This is a genomic window from Synechococcus sp. GEYO (genome assembly GCF_900473955.1).
GTDB lineage: Bacteria > Cyanobacteriota > Cyanobacteriia > PCC-6307 > Cyanobiaceae > Synechococcus_C.
In genome coordinates, this window is record NZ_UCNL01000013.1 from 171,198 (window position 1) to 189,393 (window position 18,196).

General features: G+C 46.1%; 15 protein-coding genes. 11 read left to right on the plus strand and 4 right to left on the minus strand.

The genetic code is table 11. The annotated features are described in order from the left end of the window. The first annotated feature begins 4 nt into the window (after window positions 1-4). Both tkt and pseB read left to right on the plus strand, forming a co-directional pair. Window positions 5-2,014 (plus strand): transketolase, encoded by a 2,010-nt coding sequence (tkt, locus tag DXY37_RS12760; protein ID WP_115126992.1) that lies wholly within the window; start codon window positions 5-7, stop codon window positions 2,012-2,014. A 67-nt stretch (window positions 2,015-2,081) separates the two neighbouring features. Next, window positions 2,082-3,101 (plus strand): UDP-N-acetylglucosamine 4,6-dehydratase (inverting), encoded by a 1,020-nt coding sequence (gene pseB, locus DXY37_RS12765; protein ID WP_115126993.1) that lies wholly within the window; start codon window positions 2,082-2,084, stop codon window positions 3,099-3,101. Here pseB and DXY37_RS12770 read toward each other — a convergent pair. Then, window positions 3,098-4,102 carry a hypothetical protein gene (locus DXY37_RS12770; RefSeq protein ID WP_136975618.1) on the minus strand — a complete coding sequence of 335 codons (1,005 nt, stop codon included), beginning with the start codon at window positions 4,100-4,102 and terminating at the stop codon, window positions 3,098-3,100. The two genes, pseB and DXY37_RS12770, sit on opposite strands and share 4 nt — an antisense overlap. After that, a complete protein-coding gene (locus tag DXY37_RS12775) occupies window positions 4,077-4,802 on the minus strand; it encodes a formyltransferase family protein (RefSeq protein ID WP_115126995.1) in 726 nt (241 codons plus the stop codon). Before DXY37_RS12775 ends, DXY37_RS12770 begins: the two co-directional genes overlap by 26 nt. 173 nt (window positions 4,803-4,975) lie before the next feature. On the opposite strand from DXY37_RS12775, the gene pseC reads away from it, so the two are divergent. The 7 genes from pseC to DXY37_RS12810 all read left to right on the plus strand — a co-directional run bounded on the left by pseC (window position 4,976) and on the right by DXY37_RS12810 (window position 13,298). Continuing rightward, window positions 4,976-6,154: a UDP-4-amino-4,6-dideoxy-N-acetyl-beta-L-altrosamine transaminase gene (pseC, locus tag DXY37_RS12780; protein WP_115126996.1), complete on the plus strand. Its 1,179-nt coding sequence runs from the start codon at window positions 4,976-4,978 to the stop codon at window positions 6,152-6,154. Further along, window positions 6,151-7,170, plus strand: a complete 1,020-nt coding sequence (locus tag DXY37_RS12785) for a Gfo/Idh/MocA family protein (protein WP_115126997.1) — start codon at window positions 6,151-6,153, stop codon at window positions 7,168-7,170. The genes pseC and DXY37_RS12785 overlap by 4 nt, the downstream gene beginning before the upstream one ends. Further along, window positions 7,157-8,449, plus strand: coding sequence for a DegT/DnrJ/EryC1/StrS aminotransferase family protein (locus DXY37_RS12790; RefSeq protein ID WP_115126998.1), 1,293 nt, complete (start codon window positions 7,157-7,159; stop codon window positions 8,447-8,449). The genes DXY37_RS12785 and DXY37_RS12790 overlap by 14 nt, the downstream gene beginning before the upstream one ends. Continuing rightward, on the plus strand, window positions 8,446-9,150 hold the full coding sequence (gene pseF / locus DXY37_RS12795; RefSeq protein ID WP_115126999.1) for a pseudaminic acid cytidylyltransferase: 705 nt from the start codon (window positions 8,446-8,448) through the stop codon (window positions 9,148-9,150). The genes DXY37_RS12790 and pseF overlap by 4 nt, the downstream gene beginning before the upstream one ends. Then, the gene (gene pseG / locus DXY37_RS12800) at window positions 9,150-11,093 is read left to right on the plus strand and encodes a UDP-2,4-diacetamido-2,4,6-trideoxy-beta-L-altropyranose hydrolase (RefSeq protein ID WP_115127000.1); all 1,944 of its coding nucleotides are present in this window, start codon (window positions 9,150-9,152) and stop codon (window positions 11,091-11,093) included. The genes pseF and pseG overlap by 1 nt, the downstream gene beginning before the upstream one ends. A gap of 100 nt (window positions 11,094-11,193) precedes the next feature. Next, window positions 11,194-12,195: a pseudaminic acid synthase gene (gene pseI, locus DXY37_RS12805; protein ID WP_244277156.1), complete on the plus strand. Its 1,002-nt coding sequence runs from the start codon at window positions 11,194-11,196 to the stop codon at window positions 12,193-12,195. After that, on the plus strand, window positions 12,192-13,298 hold the full coding sequence (locus tag DXY37_RS12810) for a hypothetical protein (RefSeq protein WP_136975619.1): 1,107 nt from the start codon (window positions 12,192-12,194) through the stop codon (window positions 13,296-13,298). Before pseI ends, DXY37_RS12810 begins: the two co-directional genes overlap by 4 nt. Before the next feature lie 16 nt (window positions 13,299-13,314). On the opposite strand, the gene DXY37_RS12815 is transcribed toward DXY37_RS12810, so the two are convergent. Both DXY37_RS12815 and DXY37_RS12820 read right to left on the minus strand, forming a co-directional pair. Further along, complete coding sequence (locus DXY37_RS12815) at window positions 13,315-14,208, minus strand: NAD-dependent epimerase/dehydratase family protein (protein WP_206749762.1); 894 nt, start codon at window positions 14,206-14,208, stop codon at window positions 13,315-13,317. Between the two features lie 8 nt (window positions 14,209-14,216). After that, a complete protein-coding gene (locus DXY37_RS12820; protein WP_115127004.1) occupies window positions 14,217-15,749 on the minus strand; it encodes a hypothetical protein in 1,533 nt (510 codons plus the stop codon). 214 nt (window positions 15,750-15,963) lie between these two features. Here DXY37_RS12820 and DXY37_RS13120 point away from each other — a divergent pair, with 214 nt between their 5' ends. Then, window positions 15,964-16,710: a hypothetical protein gene (locus tag DXY37_RS13120; RefSeq protein ID WP_136975620.1), complete on the plus strand. Its 747-nt coding sequence runs from the start codon at window positions 15,964-15,966 to the stop codon at window positions 16,708-16,710. A gap of 90 nt (window positions 16,711-16,800) precedes the next feature. Beyond that, window positions 16,801-17,511, plus strand: a complete 711-nt coding sequence (locus tag DXY37_RS12825; RefSeq protein ID WP_115127005.1) for a hypothetical protein — start codon at window positions 16,801-16,803, stop codon at window positions 17,509-17,511. Window positions 17,512-18,196 lie beyond the last annotated feature (685 nt).

The following is an 18,196-nucleotide window of genomic DNA, read 5'->3' on the forward strand; positions in this document are numbered from 1 at the left end:
CGCCATGGTCGCTGCGCCCGCATCTCTCGACACCCTCTGCATCAACAGCATTCGCATGCTGGCCGTTGATGCGATCAACAAGTCCAAGAGCGGCCACCCAGGTCTACCCATGGGTTGCGCCCCAATGGGGTACGCGCTCTGGGACAAGTTCCTGCACCACAACCCGAAGAATCCGAAGTGGTTCAACCGAGATCGCTTTGTGCTATCAGCCGGGCACGGCTGCATGTTGCTTTACGCATTGCTGCATCTCACTGGCTACGACTCGGTTTCGATCGATGACATCAAACAGTTCCGGCAATGGGGCTCCAAGACGCCTGGACACCCTGAAACCTTTGAGACCCCAGGCATTGAGGTGACCACAGGCCCCCTGGGTGCCGGCATCTCCAATGCTGTGGGTTTGGCCATCGCCGAATCTCACCTTGCGGCGAAATTCAACAAGCCCGACGCCACTGTTGTTGATCACTTCACCTACGTGATCATGGGTGACGGCTGTAATCAGGAAGGTGTGTCCTCCGAAGCAGCGTCCTTAGCTGGCCACCTGAAGCTGGGCAAACTCATTGCCCTCTACGACGACAACCACATCACCATCGATGGCCGCACGAACGTGTCCTTCACCGAGGACGTACTCAAGCGCTACGAGGCGTATGGATGGCACGTGCAGCACGTTTCTGATGGCAACACCGATGTTGATGCCATCGCCAAGGCCATCGAAGCTGCCAAAGCTGTCACCGACAAACCCTCGATCATCAAGATCACAACCACAATCGGTTTCGGCTCACCCAATAAGAGCGACACCGCTGGTGTGCACGGCGCTCCCTTGGGCGATGAAGAAACGGAACTGACCCGCAAGCAACTGGGCTGGAACTACGGTCCCTTTGAAGTGCCTCAAGACGCGTACGACCAGTTCCGCCAGGCAATCGATCGCGGCGCAAGCCTGGAGGCGGAGTGGAACCAAACCCTGTCGACTTACCGCTCCAAGTACCCAGCGGAATCAGCCGAGTTTGAGCGCATGCTGCGCGGCGAACTTCCCCAAGGCTGGGACAAGGATCTGCCTACCTACACAGCAGACGACAAGGGTCTGGCCACCCGCAAGCATTCCCAGATCTGTCTGGGTGCCTTGGGCCCCAATCTGCCTGAGCTGATTGGTGGATCTGCCGACCTCACCCACTCCAACTACACCGATATCAAGGGTGAAACAGGTTCCTACCAGCCAGAGACCCCCGAAAAGCGGTATCTGCACTTTGGCGTGAGGGAGCACGCCATGGCAGCCGTGCTCAACGGCATCGCTTATCACAACAGTGGTCTGATCCCCTACGGCGGCACCTTCCTCGTCTTCGCCGACTACATGCGCGGCTCGATGCGCCTCTCGGCACTGAGTGAACTGGGTGTGATTTACGTGCTAACCCACGACTCGATTGGTGTTGGCGAAGACGGACCCACCCACCAGCCGATAGAAACCATCCCTTCATTGAGGGCCATGCCAGGCTTGCTGGTGTTCCGACCCGGCGACGGCAACGAAACGAGCGGCGCTTACAAACTGGCGATCGGCAATCGTCACCGTCCCAGTGCGCTGTGCCTCAGCCGGCAAGGCATGGCCAATCAAGCCAATTCCTCGATTGAGAAAGTGGCACTGGGTGGTTACATCCTCGAAGACTGCGATGGAACCCCCGATCTGATCCTGATCGGTACAGGAACCGAACTTGACCTCTGCGTGCAAGCCGCCAAACAGCTCAGCGCCGAGGGCAAAAAAATGCGCGTGGTCTCCATGCCGTGCGTCGAACTATTTGACGAACAGAGTGACGCCTACAAAGAAGAAGTTCTTCCCGGCTCTGTTCGCAAGCGCATCGTCGTGGAAGCCGCCGAATCATTTGGCTGGCACCGCTTCATCGGCCTCGATGGCGACAGCGTCACCATGAACCGTTTTGGTGCATCAGCTCCGGGCGGCACCTGCATGGAGAAGTTCGGCTTTACCGTTGATAATGTTGTGAATAAAGCCAAGGCTCTCCTGAGCTAAGGCATTTGCTACAACCACCTTTCTGAGGGAGCCTAAAAACAAAAGCTCCCTTACTTCTCTTAATGGGATGACATTTAATTCCTCGTCAAGACTACTAATAACTGGCGGAACCGGAAGCTTCGGGAAAGCATTCATCGCGCAAGTTTTAAACGAATATCCCCAAATCCAACGAATTGTCATATACAGCCGAGATGAGTTAAAGCAATGGGAACTCCAGCAAGTATACCCTCAAGAAAAATACCCACAATTACGTTTTTTCCTTGGAGACATAAGAGACGAAGCAAGACTATCTTTGGCACTTGAGGGCATCGACATTGTTGTTCACGCAGCAGCCCTTAAACAAGTTCCAGCGGCTGAATACAACCCGATGGAATTCATCAAAACCAATGTTCTTGGAGCAGATAACTTAGTTAAGGCTTGCTTATCATCGAATGTCAAACGGCTTGTAGCGCTGAGCACGGACAAAGCAGCAGCTCCTATCAACCTGTATGGTGCGAGTAAACTCTGTTCAGACAAACTTTTCATTGCGGCCAACAATATTAAAGGGGATAGGGATCTACGCTTTTCTGTTGTTCGTTACGGCAATGTAATGGGATCCCGAGGGTCTGTCATACCCTTCTTTCTTAAATGCGCAAATAATGGAGTTCTCCCTATTACTGACAAAGCAATGACGAGATTCAATATTTCACTTCAAGACGGAGTCAATATGGTTTTATGGTCTCTCAAAAATGCAAAAGGTGGTGAAATCCTTGTCCCCAAAATACCTAGCTATCGTATTACCGACGTAGCAGAAGCAATTGGCCCTAACTGCTCAAAACCTGTAACAGGGATTCGTCCAGGAGAAAAAATACACGAAGAGATGATCACTCTTGCAGACAGTTGCTCAACGTACGACCTAGGTCAGTACTACTCAATTATTCCTGCCAACTTCACCGGCAGTGAATTTTATCAAGGAACAAAGCACCAGGCTATTCCGGTCGATGGCGGCTTTTCGTACAACTCAGGAAGTAATTCAGACTTTTTAAGTATTGATCAGATCAGGCAGTTAATCACTCTGCACGTAGACAAAAACTTTACGCCGGTCTAAATCATCTCGGCTATAACTTTAATCTCTTTATGAGGAAGCCTACACGGCAAATTTAGTGGCAAAACAGTACTGAACACAGGTATCTCACACGCAACCGCAGCAACCAGCGCTTGGGTCTCACATCCAAATGCCACATCACACTTAGCCAGGCTCTCGGCTAAATCCTGGTGATTCACGATCGACACCTCCCAATCTGCTTTATTTTTATTTATCCAATCATCATATTTATGCTGTTTTTCAGAAGGATGCAACCTCAAAAATAGCTCTGGTTTTTTTTCTTCGCACTTGATTACGCCTTTCTCAATCAGCTTTGGTAAGCATTGAAGCCAATAATCCAAAGCATTCAGTTCTTCTCCGTTCGGCTCTCCAGTTGTTCTGTCTCTAATTGGCTCCGAAAGATAAAGCAACCTTGACGTAGTAATTGCTCGTCTATTTGTGGCTTCCCCTTTTCGCCACTGAGTGACTTGTATTTTCAGTTCCTCCATCCATTCATTTGGAAGTTGATGAATTATTGCTTTTGGGAACTTTTTACTTGCTAAATTAAATGCAACTTCATCAGATACCCAGATTTCATCTGGCAACACAGTTATTGAATTTCTCTCAAATCTTTTGGAGTATTCTACCCAATGATCAATAACAGCAATACTCCTTATCCTGTATTTTTTTGCAAGTAATCTTGATTCAAATTCAAGATTACTTGCCCAACCGGTTCCGCTTATGACAATTTCACTGTTCGCTATACATTTTTCTAAATTATGTTCTTGGCAATAGGAGAATCTCTGAGAATCAAGTATTTTCTTTGCTGGACCGTCTACACAAAATACTAGTTCATCCTCAAACTCTTTCAGCCAGCTAAACAGCAATCTTGCAGCCCCCGCATCATGAGCTACCACTGCGATACTATTTTTCTTTGCTCCTCTCAATTGTTCTAGTGGGGTTGTTGTTGAATTACTTGTCATAGCCGTAAGAAATTTATTAAAGTTGATAGCGATATAAGCCATCGTTGGCTTTTTGGATAGCTTCTTGCTCAAGCTCCTTTGGCATGGGTCCCCATAGCTTTGCTACTTTTTCATTTTGCACTGTTGCGTCATTGCTAATTATCTGTCCGTTTTGTATTTTAGACAGAGAAATTGCCGCCAGTTGGCATCCCCTGGAATAAATAGTATTTCTAATATCGCAGTAGGATGATTGTTTTTCAAATTCATAGCACTCACTATTTAGAACTGGACCACTGTCGTAATCTGCATCCATTAAGTGGACTGTGTTGTATATTTTGTCATCATTCAAAATAGCCCATTCGACACAGCTACATCCTCTGTACTCTGGCAACTTTCCTGGATGAACATTTAAGATCCCGAACGGTATTGAATCAATTACAGCTTGAGTTAGTTTTCTTGGAGTGCCAGCATTATAGAGCATTTGAATATCAAGGCTTGAGTATAGATTTATTGCATCATCACTAGTGTGTGATTCAACAAAATAAAACGGCAATTTTCCATATTTATTACTTGAAAAACTTCTTTCTAGGCTTCGAGCAGGGTTGAAGTATCCATTCGTTCTTCTATTCCAAATAGCCCAATTTTTGCTAGAAAAAGTTTTTTGGTCCAAAAATACAACAATGTCTTTAATGCCGACCTCTCTTAATACCTTTAACTGAAATGGCAGCAAGGGGTGATCAATGGTCGACAGCAATCCTAACATCAGGGCTTAGTTTTAACTCTATTTTAACACAATCCTTTGATGCTGTTGATCAAATGCTTGTGGACGCTTGAACTTGCCATCTTGTTTGATAGCAATTCTCTTTTTTCGTTAACCAATCAAGGCCTTTTTCAGTGTAGAATTGAATCATTGATTTATTGGCTCTACTTCTTGCCATGAAAGTGCCTGAGTGGTTGCCCTATGGCAGGCAGACAATTACATCTGAAGATGAACAGATGGTTCTAGATTGTCTGCGTAGTGACTACCTCACTCAAGGTCCTCAAGTACCTGCATTTGAGAATGAATTGACTCTCAAATGTAATTCGACTCATGCCGTTGCTTTCAACAGTGCAACAAGCGCTCTCCATGCAGCATGCCTTGCTTTGGGTTTGGGGCCTGGGGATCTTCTTTGGACTAGTCCAATTTCTTTCGTGGCCAGTGCCAACTGCGGGCTCTACTGCGGAGCCAGTATTGACTTTGTCGACATTGATCCGGATACGGCTCTAATTAGCTTGTCCTCGCTGGAGCAGCGACTTCAGCAAGCTCAGGCAAACGGCACTCTCCCGAAGGTGTTGGTGCCAGTGCATTTGGCAGGGACTAGTTGCCCCATGGCTGAGTTGGCAATGTTGGCTGATCGCTACGGATTCCAAATACTCGAGGACGCTAGTCACGCTGTCGGGGCGTCGTATGACGGCTTGCCTGTAGGCAGCTGCGAGTTCAGCGCTATCACCGTATTTAGTTTTCACCCCGTGAAAATCATCACCACAGGTGAGGGTGGCGCGGCATTGAGCCGAGATCCAGAGCTCGTGGAACGGTTGCAGCGGCTGCGGTCCCATGGCATCAGCCGCGATGCGTTTGAGCAAAGCTCGCCTGGTCCTTGGTATTACGAGCAGCAGGAGCTGGGGTTTAATTACAGGCTCACTGATCTGCAGGCCAGCCTGGGGCTCAGCCAACTGCGGCGGCTCACCGAGATTGTGGACCGGCGCCAGGAACTTATGGCGCGCTACCGCCAATTGGTGCAGGGGTGGCCATCGAGCTTCTTGGATGAGCCCGCCAACTGCCGAAGCTCTTATCACTTGGCGGTGATAACCATTCCGGATGCATCTCCCAATCAGCACCGCGCTTTGTTTGAAGGCATGCGGGCTGCGCGGATTGGCGTGCAATTGCACTATTGGCCAATTCCGTTGCAACCGCATTACCGGCGCTTGGGATTCAAACCAGGGGACTTCCCTTTGGCCGAGCGCTATGCCAATACCAGTTTCAGCTTGCCCTTGTTTCCTGCCATGACCGAAGCAGATCAGGATCGTGTTCTGTCTTGCCTGGAAGCTCTGCTGAAACAGCAGGGTTTGGCATGACACTGATCAGAGCACTGCTGCTGGGACTAGGTCAGATGGGCTGTGGCTACGACCTTGATCAACCATTCCGTCGGAATCAACCCTGTTCGGGGCCGGTCACTTGGACGCATGCCCGGGCTTTGGTTTGCCATCCGCAGGTGGACCTGGTGGCAGCCGTGGATCCGTCTGCCCAAGCACGGGAGCGTTTTAGCACCGTGTATTCCTGTCCTGTGTTTGCCGATTTAGAGGCTTATTTCCAAGGCGCAGGGCCTCAAGAGGTTGATCTCGTGGTAATTGCTGTACCGCCGGCCCTTCAGCCATCCATGGTGGAGCAGTTGCTGGCGCGATGCAGCCCTCAGATGCTGCTGTTGGAGAAGCCGATAGCCGTCAATATTGAAGCGGCGGAGCGTCTGCGTCAAGAGTGCAAGCGCCACCCAAAGTTGGTAGTAGCAGTGAATTACATCCGTCGTTATTTGCCTGTGATATTGGAACTTCAGTCCGAGCTACAGCATGGATTATTAGGGAGGTTGTTGCATGGCCGTTTGGTTTACGGGAAAGGGCTACTTAGCAATGGGTCCCATTTTGTAAATCTGGCAGAGGCCTGGTTGGGGCCGTTGAGCAGCGGTGAGCTTTTGGAGCATGGTCCTACATTCGCAAGTTTTGATCAGGAAGCCTCGCTCACACTCAGAGCGTCAAGCCACAACGACGCCGTGCTGAATGTTCAAAGCATCGGTATGGCCGGGCTGCGAGCCGGTGAATTGGATCTTTGGTTCAGCCAGGGGCGTTTGCTCTGGAGCAACGACGGCCGCAGCGTGCAGCGTTGGCGCCTAGCTGAAGCAGGGGCAGGAGATAGCCATAGGCCATTGATGGCCGAGCCGATGCTGTTCCCTTCGGGCATGGAGCACTATCAGCACCACGTACTCCACAACTTAGTTCGCCACGGCCAACAGCCAACAGAACTGCCGATACACTGCGATTTGAATGCAGGGTTTAAGACCCTGCAATTGCTTGAGAGAACTCTGAATGCCTGCCGCTGACGCTCTAGCCATCAACGGTGGAACACCGGTAATTAGCAAAACTTTTCCGCCCTATCGCAGCCTGGGAGAAGAGGAGATCGCTGCTGCTAACCGTGTGCTGCGGTCCGGTGTGTTGTCGGCGTTCATTGGAGCGTCGGGTCCGGGGTTTTATGGCGGCCCTGAAGTCCAGGCACTTGAGCGGGAGGCGGCTGAACGTTTTGACGTCAAACACGTGGTATCGGTTAACTCCTGGACCTCCGGTCTCGTAGCGGCAATGGGTGCGATCGGATTGGAGCCGGGTGATGAGGTGATCGTCACACCATGGACCATGGTGGCAACGGCCACGGCGATCCTTCACTGGAATGCCATCCCTGTATTTGCAGATATTGATCCACAGACGTTCAACATTGATCCCGAAGCAGTAGAAGCGGCGATAACACCGCGAACTCGTGCCATCGCTGCTGTCGACATTTTCGGGCAGAGTGCTGATATACCTGCACTCAGGGCGATTGCCGATCGCAACGGCTGCAAATTAGTGACTGATACAGCTCAGGCGCCTGGTGCTCTTTTGAATGGCATTCCTGCCGGCACAGCAGCTGACATTGGTGGTTTTAGCCTCAATTATCACAAGCATATTCATTGTGGTGAGGGTGGTCTTCTGGTGACGAATGATGATCGCCTTGCAGAGCGTTTGCGGTTAATTCGCAACCATGGCGAGGCCGTGATTGCAAGTGATCAATGTGAAGATCTTGCGAATATTCTTGGGCATAATTTTCGCTTGGGAGAGATCGAAGCAGCGATCGCACGTGAACAGTTGCCTAAATTATCCGGGTTAATCAAAAGTCGCCAGCAAGCTGCTGCACGTCTAACCAAGGCTTTGTCATGTCTTCCAGGATTAAATCCACCGAAAGTAAGACCAGATTCTACCCATGTTTATTACATTTATGGCATGACTATTGATCTCGAGCGACTTAGGCGTGACAGGGATTGGATTGTGAAAGCTTTGAAAGCTGAGGGTGTGAGCGGTTTGCTCGAAGGTTATCAGAATATTCACCTAAACCCACTCTTCCGCCATCGCATTGCGTATGGCACTTCAGGTTTCCCATGGACAGGCTTGCGCTCTGGAGACAGCGATATTAGTTATGGTCCTGGTTTGTGCCCAGTAGCAGAACAATTGCATCAGCAAACTTTTATCGGCCTCAATCTCTGCGCGCATGCGTTCACTGATGATCAAGTAGATGCAGTGATTTACGCATTTAAAAAAGTTTGGGCTGATCTTTCCAAGGTTGCACTGCGATGAAGATCTGCTTAATTCCTGCTCGAGGAGGTAGCAAGCGTATTCCGCGCAAAAACATCCGCCCATTTCGTGGCAAGCCGATGATTGCGTGGTCGATTGCTGCTGCTCAAGCGTCCAAATGTTTTGATCAAGTGCTTGTGAGCACCGACGACCAGGAAATTGCGGAGGTGGCTCGTGCTCATGGCGCTGATGTGCCCTTCCTGAGACCTGCGCATCTGGCTGATGACAAAGCAAGTACGCAAGCTGTAATTTGTTATGCCCTCGAGTGGACGAACCACCAAGGTGAGGCGTGTGAAGCGCTGTGCTGTTTGTACGCCACAGCTCCTTTTGTTCAAGCTGATGATCTGCTTCAGGCGCAACAACGATTAATGGAATCAAGGCCGGGCACAGTGGTGTTCGCCGCAACGTCGTTTCCTTTTCCAATTCAACGAGCAATTCATCTGGATACGCAGGGCTATTCAGCCATGTTCCAACCGGAGTGCTTTAGCAGTCGTAGCCAAGACTTAAAGGAGGCTTATCACGATGCTGGTCAGTTTTATTGGGCGACACCGGAGACGTGGTCTAAGGTGAATAACTTGTTTGAGGGAATGCGCCCGCTGCTGCTCCCACGTTGGCGCGTCCAAGATATCGACACCGAAGAAGATTGGCAGCGAGCTGAGCTGTTGCAACAGTTGCTGACAGAACAGGGGCTAATCAACGTCTAATGCGTGTCTTAATCCGTGCCGATGCGAGTGCCGCGATTGGCAGTGGTCATTGGATTCGTTGTCGCAGCTTGGCAAGGGTCCTGCAGCGTGAAGGATCAGAGGTTCGTTGGTGTGGCCGTGCACCCGAGGGGAGTTTCTGCCAAGCGATTGAGCAGGAGTTTTCGCTCTTACTACTGCCACCTGGTCCAGAAAATGCAATTAATACCGCGAACGGCTCTTGGCTTCCTATTTCTGAAGCCGAGGATGCGAGTCTTTGTCAGACATCAGTCGAATCACAGGGGGAGTGGCGGCCCGATTGGATCGTTGTCGATCACTATGGGTTGTCTTCACTTTGGCATCAGCAGATTCGGGCCGCATGGCCAGCGGTTCGAATTGCCGTGATTGATGACCTAGCTGATCGAGCCCATGATGCCGATCTGCTGATTGATCACAACACCTTCGCCTGTGATTTGCCGACGCGCTATCGGCATTTACTGCCGCTTGATCGCGAGGTAAACCTCTGTTTGGGGCCACAGTTTGCGCTGATTGATCCTTTTTATGCCGGATTTCAGGGGGCTTTACCAGCACGCCATCGGTTGCAGCGTCTATTGATATCGCTAGGTGGTGCAGGTGATGCTCAATTGTTAGAGAAGATCCTTAAAGCCCTAGCGGCGTTACAAATTCAGGGCTTGCAGATCCAACTGGTGGAAGGGGGGTTTGCTCGCGAATCTCAAAGAATTCAAGCTCTTTGTAAGCAACTTAGCGTGAGGAGATTCAGTGCTCTTCCCTCTCTGGCGCCATTGATGGCGACTGCCGATGCAGCGATTGGCGCCGGTGGCACCACCACATGGGAAAGACTATGCCTGGGTCTTCCAAGCATCACCTATGCCCTGGCGGCCAATCAGGAGGAGTATTCACAGGTTTTGGATGATCGCGGGTTGATTAAATATCTAGGCCGCTCGGATGACTTTGATGAGCTTGTTTTCCAACAGGCCGTTATACGTTGGCAGGAAGAACCTGACTACCTCAAGCGCCAATCGTCCCAAGGCATGAGTCTCGTGGATGGGCAGGGTTGTGTCCGCATTGCCCGTTTGATGTCTGCACAGGTGGATACCAATCGCTGGTCGGCGTTGACACCCCAAGGCCTTCAGACTGAACCGATATGGCGCTGGCGAGACGGCCTCAGTCTTTTAGCTCGTGAGCATGATCAGGCAAGACCCTTGCGCTGTCTCGATCGCTTAGAGATCAATCGCCATTGTTCCAAGCCACCTGCCACTTACCTCCGCTCTCAGTTGGAGCATGGCGAGATGGCTTCAGAGATCCGCCGGGTCACATTGGTGAGCTCTCGCGGGTCCTGGATGAATCACTACATCCCTCTTTTGGCTCAGGAGGTGTTGCGCTGTGGTTGCTCGCTGCGCTGGGTTCATGACCATCAACAGTTGGTGCCTGGCGAAGTCTGTTTCTTGCTGAGTTACGGGCAAATCGTGTCTGAGGAGTGGCTCGCCCTTCATCGCCACAACATGGTGGTACATGCCAGCGCCCTGCCGCAGGGTAAGGGCTGGTCACCGATGTCTTGGCAGATTCTTGAGGGTGCTTCCACCATCCCTCTCACCTTGTTTGAAGCGGCAGCAGCATTAGACGCTGGCGCAATCCATGCTCAAGAGATGCTGCAGTTACGAGGACATGAATTGGCTCCGGAGTGGCAGCGGTTGCAAGCGGAAGCCACGATTCGGCTCTGCAGCCGTTGGCTGAAGGACTACCCTGCGAGTGCAGCCAGTGCGCAGCCCCAACAGGGTGAAGAGAGTTTCTACCGGCGTCGCCGCCCAAGCGATTCCTGTGTTGATCCCCTCAAGAGCCTTGAAGATCAATTCTCTCTTCTAAGAGTCGTCGACAACGAGTCTTACCCAGCTTTTTTCGAAAGAGATGGGCGCCGATATCGCCTGCGCATCGAGGCTTGGAGCTGAGAGCAGGATTACGCTAATCGACTCACGCAATGCCTGAAGCCCGGTGACCGCTTACACATTCATGATTGGTGATCGGCCCGTGGGGCCTGACCACCCACCCATGGTGATTGCTGAGATGAGTGGCAATCACAACCAGAGTCTTGATCGGGCTTTTGAACTGGTCGATGCAGCGGCAGAAGCAGGCGCCCACGCTCTTAAGCTGCAGACCTATACAGCTGACACCATTACGCTTCGACAGCGAGGTGGTGACTTTCAGATTAAGGATGAGGGGAGCCTATGGGCAGGTCAAAACCTCCACGATCTTTACACCAAAGCCCATACACCCTGGGAGTGGCACCAGCCGATTATGGAACGAGCCGCCAGTAAGGGTATGCTCTGCTTCAGCTCCCCATTTGATGAAACTGCGGTTGATTATTTGAATGATCTAAATGTTCCTGCATTCAAAATTGCCAGCTTTGAGAATAATCACCTTCCTTTAATTCAAAAAGCTGCGAGCACAGGCAAGCCGTTAATTATTTCTACCGGCATGGCTTCACTTGCTGATTTAGAGCGAGCTGTATCAGCTGCAAGGGAGGCTGGCTGCAAAGAACTGATTCTTCTTAAGTGTACGAGTACATATCCTGCGACGCCAGAGAACACAAACCTCCGGACGATCTCGCATTTACGAGATTTATTCGAAGTTCAAGTGGGACTATCTGACCACACTATGGGAGTAGGTGTAGCTGTTGCTTCGGTTGCCCTCGGTGCAACCGTAGTAGAGAAACATTTCACCCTTAGAAGATCTGATGGAGGGGTAGACAGTACCTTCTCCCTTGAGCCTGAAGAGCTGAAATGCCTTGTTGAAGAAACCGAGCGAGCATGGCTTTCACTGGGCAAAATCGCCTATGGAATCACAGAAAAGGAAAAGAAAAGCCTTGTGTTCAGAAGATCACTATACGTATCAAAGGACATCTGCGCAGGCGAACTCTTTACCGAAGACAATATAAAAATTGTTCGACCGGGGCATGGACTGGAGCCTTTTATGCTGGAAAAATTATTAGGAAAAGCAGCCAAAAAAAACCTATCAAAAGGCAATGCATTGACATTTGAAGATATTATTTGAAAGAAAGACAAATGGTATCACTCCATACCTTCTCAAAAATGCAAATCCAAGCCGCAAATCGAATACAGACAACCCTAGAAGCATTAAGAAGAAATCAATTACATTGGATTGAAAACCCCGACGCAAACGACTATAGCTTTATTGACAAGAAATATGGGGGCAAGCAATACGAATGCTATAAAGACAATCAACTTTACGGGAAAGGTGCTCTATTTAGACATGTAAACCAATTAAAGGCCGATAGACCCCTGCAAATACTTATACCACATGGTATAACACCATCAAACATTATTTGGTCAAAAGAAATCTATGCTGGACTGCCAATAGCGTGCTTTTCTGACCATTCGAAGTATATATACGAAATGATTGCGCACAAGCATAAAATCAAAGTCCAACTTTTCTCCAGCATTCACCCTTTTCTGAAAATCGCCAGAGAAAACTTACACTTTGCCCCCGCCACAAAAGGCTCAAGACGACAATGCATATACTTTCCCATACATTCAACAAAAGCAATCGCATCAAATATGCATAATTCACTTAGCAACTCAGGTAAAATGATCAAAAACTTAAGATCCAAGCACGGAAAAGTAAATCTATGCATTTATTACATTGATTACCAAAGGCTAAAGGAAGCTAATTGTTGGGATAACTATAAAGCTAATTTTGATGCTGTGTTCTGCTGTGGAAGTAGATATGAACCTGCTTTCTTAGTGAATTTGCTAGCAATTTTGCTGAAGCACGATACGATGATATCGGAGGGAGTTGGAAGCCATATTCTCTACGGAAGAATGGCAGGACTGAAAATCAAGCTGATAGAAAAAGAACAATCATTCAATCCATACTTATTTAATGATGCATCACAGAGACTACGAAAAGACAGCAAAGCTAGAGCAGAGAACCTAAAGTGCTTTGCAAACTTTCATGATGCAATTGACAGCACAGGAGAAGAATGCTCACAAATAATTGATCGATATATTAACTATCACTTAACAAAAAAAGAGCAAGATATTGAGAAGCAGATTTTAAACCAAAAAATGCCTGATTCACATATCGCATTCTCTAGCTCCTATGGGAAAAAAATATTTCCGCTAATAGGAGAATAAAGAACTCAACCAGATCCTACATGTCACATAACCGATGTAATGAGTTAGCAAAGGAGCTAAATTCAATTGAATTGCATTCTAATATATTTGTCAACAGCTTATTTGACAGAAGAGAGTCCTTGACCTCATATTGAGGGCTTAAATCACTTATCTTATAAGTAGCGTGAATGCCATTCTGCTCCAAAATGTTAATTACATCCAAGGCAGACAAACTAAACGCCGAACAGATATTAATAACTGGAGGTTGAACTGTTAATTGAGAAACCTTGAAAACAGAGTAGCAAAAGTCTCGATCTTCAATATAGTCTCTTTTTTGAAGACCATTTCCCCTTAAAATAATATTATTGCCAGACTTGGCACTAAGTAATAAAGCCTGAATCAAGCCCTTCCGCCTAAAGTAACGTTGCGTAGGACCATAAGGATTTGAAATCCTCAACACACAATAGTTGAATCCAAGCAACTCAGCATAAAACCTAAAAGTATCCTCTAATAATAAATTTCTTTTACCATAAATTGATTTAGGACAAGGTGCTGATGTCTCATCTTTTCTTATACTGTTACTATCACCATAAACTGCGCCAGCAGAACTGAAAAAGATAATTTTCCGAAAATGAACGGAATTTTGCCTAACTACCTCGAAAAATAATTTCATCTCAGACAAATGAGAGGTCAAATCAACATCAGGGAAAGACTGTGCTTTTTCAATATTTGTAGAGCCAGCCATATATATCAAAATCGATCCATTCTTTATCTGGTTGATATAATTTTGGCAGTCACCAACAGCTGAGACTATTCGAGTTTCTGCAGGTAGGTGTGAAAACTGAAATGACCTAGATATGTTGAGAATTTGCTGACCTTGATTTAAAAAATATTCAACAAGAATACTGCCCAGATAACCTCCACCGCCCAAGAGAACAATCACAACCTAGAAATCTCCTTCACTGACAAATTAGCATCAAGAAAGAAATTGAGATAATCCTTCGCAAACAAGATATTTTGACCTTCAAGCGAGCGTAGAAGACGATGCTGTCTGTCTGAAAGGTCAGAAAGAGCTTTAGGTGAACTGAGCAAAGTAGAAATATATTGTGCTACATATTCCAAATTATTAGTTCGTAAAGCACCTGGAGGAAGTTGGTCTCCAGGTGACACAGAAGATAAATAAGGCAATGCAGAAGATTCTCTATTGTGTTCAGAATCAAAAAGAATGGTTGGCACCCATACTTTTATTGCTTCTAATATAGTCAAACATGAGCCCCTAGGGAAGGAGTCCAAATATAGATCTAGGCACTGGCACCATTGTTTTGTATTGACCCAGCCAAGATGATGAAATGATTGCTTAAAAGGAGTTTGGCTCAAGCGTGCTTTCATAAAATCAGGGACCCAAGGAGCAGCTAAGGCAAAATGTACATTTTCATTCTCAATTAAAACTTTTTCTATTAAATCCCAAAAGGCAACATTATTCAACTTTTCGGAACGAACAAAACACCCAATTACAAAAGAACCTTCGGGAATTCCGGCAGAAGCCAATAGTTTCTGCTTGGTTTGATCGTTGATTTTTGGTAATACCAAGCTGGGAAATGCTCTTCCTCGGTACCACTCGACGTCATCATAAACAAAGCTGTTGCCACCAAAGCCTAGACCAGCGTACTTATCGAGTGAATCCATTATTACACTATGGTACTTCATAGACCAATAAGATTGGGTATGAGCATATTTATGCCCCATATAAAGACATAAATTCTGAACGCAAGCGACCCAAGATATATGACAAAATTGATTTGAAATCATATAACTTTTATAGGCCATCAACTTATCATAAGTCGATTGCTTGTTGGACAAGGACACAATATTAATATGATCTAATCCTCTGTTCTTGAGATGATGACTTTTTTCATCAATCAATAAAAGTGTTACTTCGACTTGATCAACAAAGTATTTAGCACCAACCAAAAACTCTTGAAAGAATTCTGAATGAGCAAGATGGAAGCCCCCTTTAAAAACAAAACATATACGTTTTTTCTTCTTGGTGTCAAAGTTTAGATCAGAATTAATCTGCTGAAAAGAATCATTTCCGGCCAAACGAGCGAGTCTTAAACCATAGTTGTTCACATTCCAAAAAGCTCTTCGAAAACGAACTGGATCTTCATCGCGCCTGATATAAGTACTAAACAAAAGGTGGTCAATTTTACTGTATAAATTAATTGCATGTGCGATATCAAAAGACAAAATCTGATCAAAAAGCGGGGCGAATATATGCAGAAAAATAAAATCATCCCAAAATTCATTTTTTTGGCCAAATGCCATCTCATCAATTAACTTCTGAACCCCCTTATTCGCGTCTAAAAGGAGATGACTGATGTAAATCTGTTTTGTCTCAACAAGCTTTTGCCCTATAAATGAGCCAGGGTGATAATCGAAAAATTTTTCTCTCAAGGCAGCAACTTTTGACATTTTACACTTAAGATAATGGATATTCTACAACGTTGAAATGGTCTCAGAAACGAAATGTACGAAAGGTTTCGAGATCGAATGCTAAGGCGATCCAATTGAAATGAAGCAAGGTAACAGTAATTTAATTAGATCTAGGAAGAAACAACCAAATGTGAAAGTATATTTTCTAGCTATGTTTTTATAATGTAAAATGAATAGCTACAAGCGTTAAGCCATGGCAGCCGATGATACCTTTGTACCAATCGCATGGAGAAACATAGACTTGCCATTGACAAAAATTCTGACAAGAAATTTTTGTTTGCCAAGAGAACTTCCTCACTACGATTTTTGCGAAGCATATTTTAAGTTTAGAAGTATAGAAGCATTAAACAAGTGTGCATATACCAAGTGGCTTCCGCGTAAGCATACAGACTATTTTATTAATTATCCATCAGACTTACAAAGAGAACCAATATGGTGGGAACTGCCGTGGGGTGGATTCAACAAAATAAATATCAACGTCAGAATAGAAGAATTGCGGAATTCCAGACTACAAAGCTGTCGTGATTACTTAAACTTACTCAATTCGATACAGAAAAATGGTTTTGACTTCGACAAAGGACCGCTTACGCCAATCCATCTTTTAATCAGTGGTAATAACTACATGGCAATACAACATGGTTCTCATCATCGACTCGTAGCCCTTCAATATTTAATCGATAAGAATTATATGAAGCTTATCAAAAATGTAACCTTTAACAAGAATGGGATTCCACTAGTTCCATGCTCAGTCAATTTGATCATCGACAAAGAGGATTTAAATCAAATGGAAACCGTAGGAAATAGTCCATCACAATTTTCCCTAAAAGATGCTAACAAATGGTTTGATCTTTGCTTTGATCTAATCAACCAAAATTCAAACGTTAATCAAGACTATAGTACTGATCAAATCCTTGACTCTTTGGAATCCTTATTAAATTAATTCTCTCATCTAATAGTAATACCAATCTCGTCGATGGCGTCTTCAATCAAAGGTCACAACAATTCAACCATTGCATGGAAACCATGTAGCGTGGACACCAAACTGATATGTACACGATCATTTCAAAAGTTAAATGAAACGGCTCACTATAAATTTTGCAAAACATTTTTTGAGAGTGGAGAAAAAGAAGCGTTAAAAATAGAAGAGTATTGTCCTGTTGATTTGAAATCGCACAAAGATCTGTTCATGAACTTACCGAAAGACCTTGAGCTAGAACCTATATGGTGGCTTATGCCTTGGGGTGGGACAGTGAGAAAGCCAGACTTCAATAAAGAAAGGCGAATTGAGATTAAAAAGCACTATACAGCGAGATTTCTGGATCTATTAAAGTCTGTTGAAAGAAACGGCTTTGTAGTAAGTGAAAAGTTTAGACCACCAGTTCACCAATTAATTAAGAACAAACAAACTGCGTTTATTTTGCAAGATGGTCATCATCGATCAGCAATTTTTAATTTTATTGTTGATCACGACCATCAAAATTTGTTAAAATTCACAAATGTTGAGCAGTGCGGCAAGATTAAAGTTCAGAATTCAATGATTATTCGCTATCAATTTTTACCACACCTTAAATATGTAAAAATTGGAGGCAATGATGGGCATTTTAGCCTTACAGATACCATTAAGTGGTTTGATCTTGCTTTTGAAGTATTAGGGTTAAGCACAGAAGAAACAGAAAAAACACTTGACTATCGTTTATCTTTGCTCCAAGATAAATTGTATAGGAAAGCAAGATTAATCTAAATAGTCAGCTGAGAGGCAATAGCAATAGAGCATGTACTTATAACTATAAAAAGAGTTGTATCATAGGTCGATGGCTTTAACTTTGTTATTTACACTCAAAGCAATCTCGAATTCAAGCGAATCAGATTCGGCAATTTTTGTCTGTATAAAAAAATTTTGAGTAGCAAATATAGCAAAAGTCGACTTGCTTGCGGATCTCTATAAGTAAGGATTGTCGCAATAGTCCTTCTCTCGCTCAAGATCAAATAGAAGCTCGAATCGCTCCTTCAAAGCAAAGCTACAACGAAACCGACTGAGATCTTCATAACGACCTGAGGCACTGGAGTGGTTACAGGCAATATCAGAAGCATACGCTGTAATCTTGAGAGCGATCAGTCAATAGAGCAAATCCTGTGCATTCAGCAGGTCCAAATACTCTTTGGGGTTGAAGTAAGAGAACATCAAACTTACATACCACCCAGCCACGGCAGCTCTCATCGATGAGGGGATGAGGGCATAGCCGAGAGATATCTATATCGGTGACCAAAGAAGCGAACACATAGAGGGAGGCCTCGGCCTTCTACTCCATCTAATTTTTCAAATTGAACCCGATCTGATCGAGCAGCACATGAACCGAACCTTCCACAGTCAAATACGTATCATGATGTCATGCGCGGCGAGTGAATTCACCCAAGGCATGCCGTTG

Bases quoted from the DNA above. Each gene is read 5' to 3' on its own strand.
- tkt (WP_115126992.1), top strand. From the start codon at position 5: ATGGTCGCTGCGCCCGCATCTCTCGACACCCTCTGCATCAACAGCATT.
- pseB (WP_115126993.1), top strand. From the start codon at position 2,082: ATGACATTTAATTCCTCGTCAAGACTACTAATAACTGGCGGAACCGGA.
- DXY37_RS12770 (WP_136975618.1), bottom strand. From the start codon at position 4,102: ATGGCTTATATCGCTATCAACTTTAATAAATTTCTTACGGCTATGACA.
- DXY37_RS12775 (WP_115126995.1), bottom strand. From the start codon at position 4,802: ATGTTAGGATTGCTGTCGACCATTGATCACCCCTTGCTGCCATTTCAG.
- pseC (WP_115126996.1), top strand. From the start codon at position 4,976: ATGAAAGTGCCTGAGTGGTTGCCCTATGGCAGGCAGACAATTACATCT.
- DXY37_RS12785 (WP_115126997.1), top strand. From the start codon at position 6,151: ATGACACTGATCAGAGCACTGCTGCTGGGACTAGGTCAGATGGGCTGT.
- DXY37_RS12790 (WP_115126998.1), top strand. From the start codon at position 7,157: ATGCCTGCCGCTGACGCTCTAGCCATCAACGGTGGAACACCGGTAATT.
- pseF (WP_115126999.1), top strand. From the start codon at position 8,446: ATGAAGATCTGCTTAATTCCTGCTCGAGGAGGTAGCAAGCGTATTCCG.
- pseG (WP_115127000.1), top strand. From the start codon at position 9,150: ATGCGTGTCTTAATCCGTGCCGATGCGAGTGCCGCGATTGGCAGTGGT.
- pseI (WP_244277156.1), top strand. From the start codon at position 11,194: ATGGTGATTGCTGAGATGAGTGGCAATCACAACCAGAGTCTTGATCGG.
- DXY37_RS12820 (WP_115127004.1), bottom strand. From the start codon at position 15,749: ATGTCAAAAGTTGCTGCCTTGAGAGAAAAATTTTTCGATTATCACCCT.
- DXY37_RS13120 (WP_136975620.1), top strand. From the start codon at position 15,964: ATGGCAGCCGATGATACCTTTGTACCAATCGCATGGAGAAACATAGAC.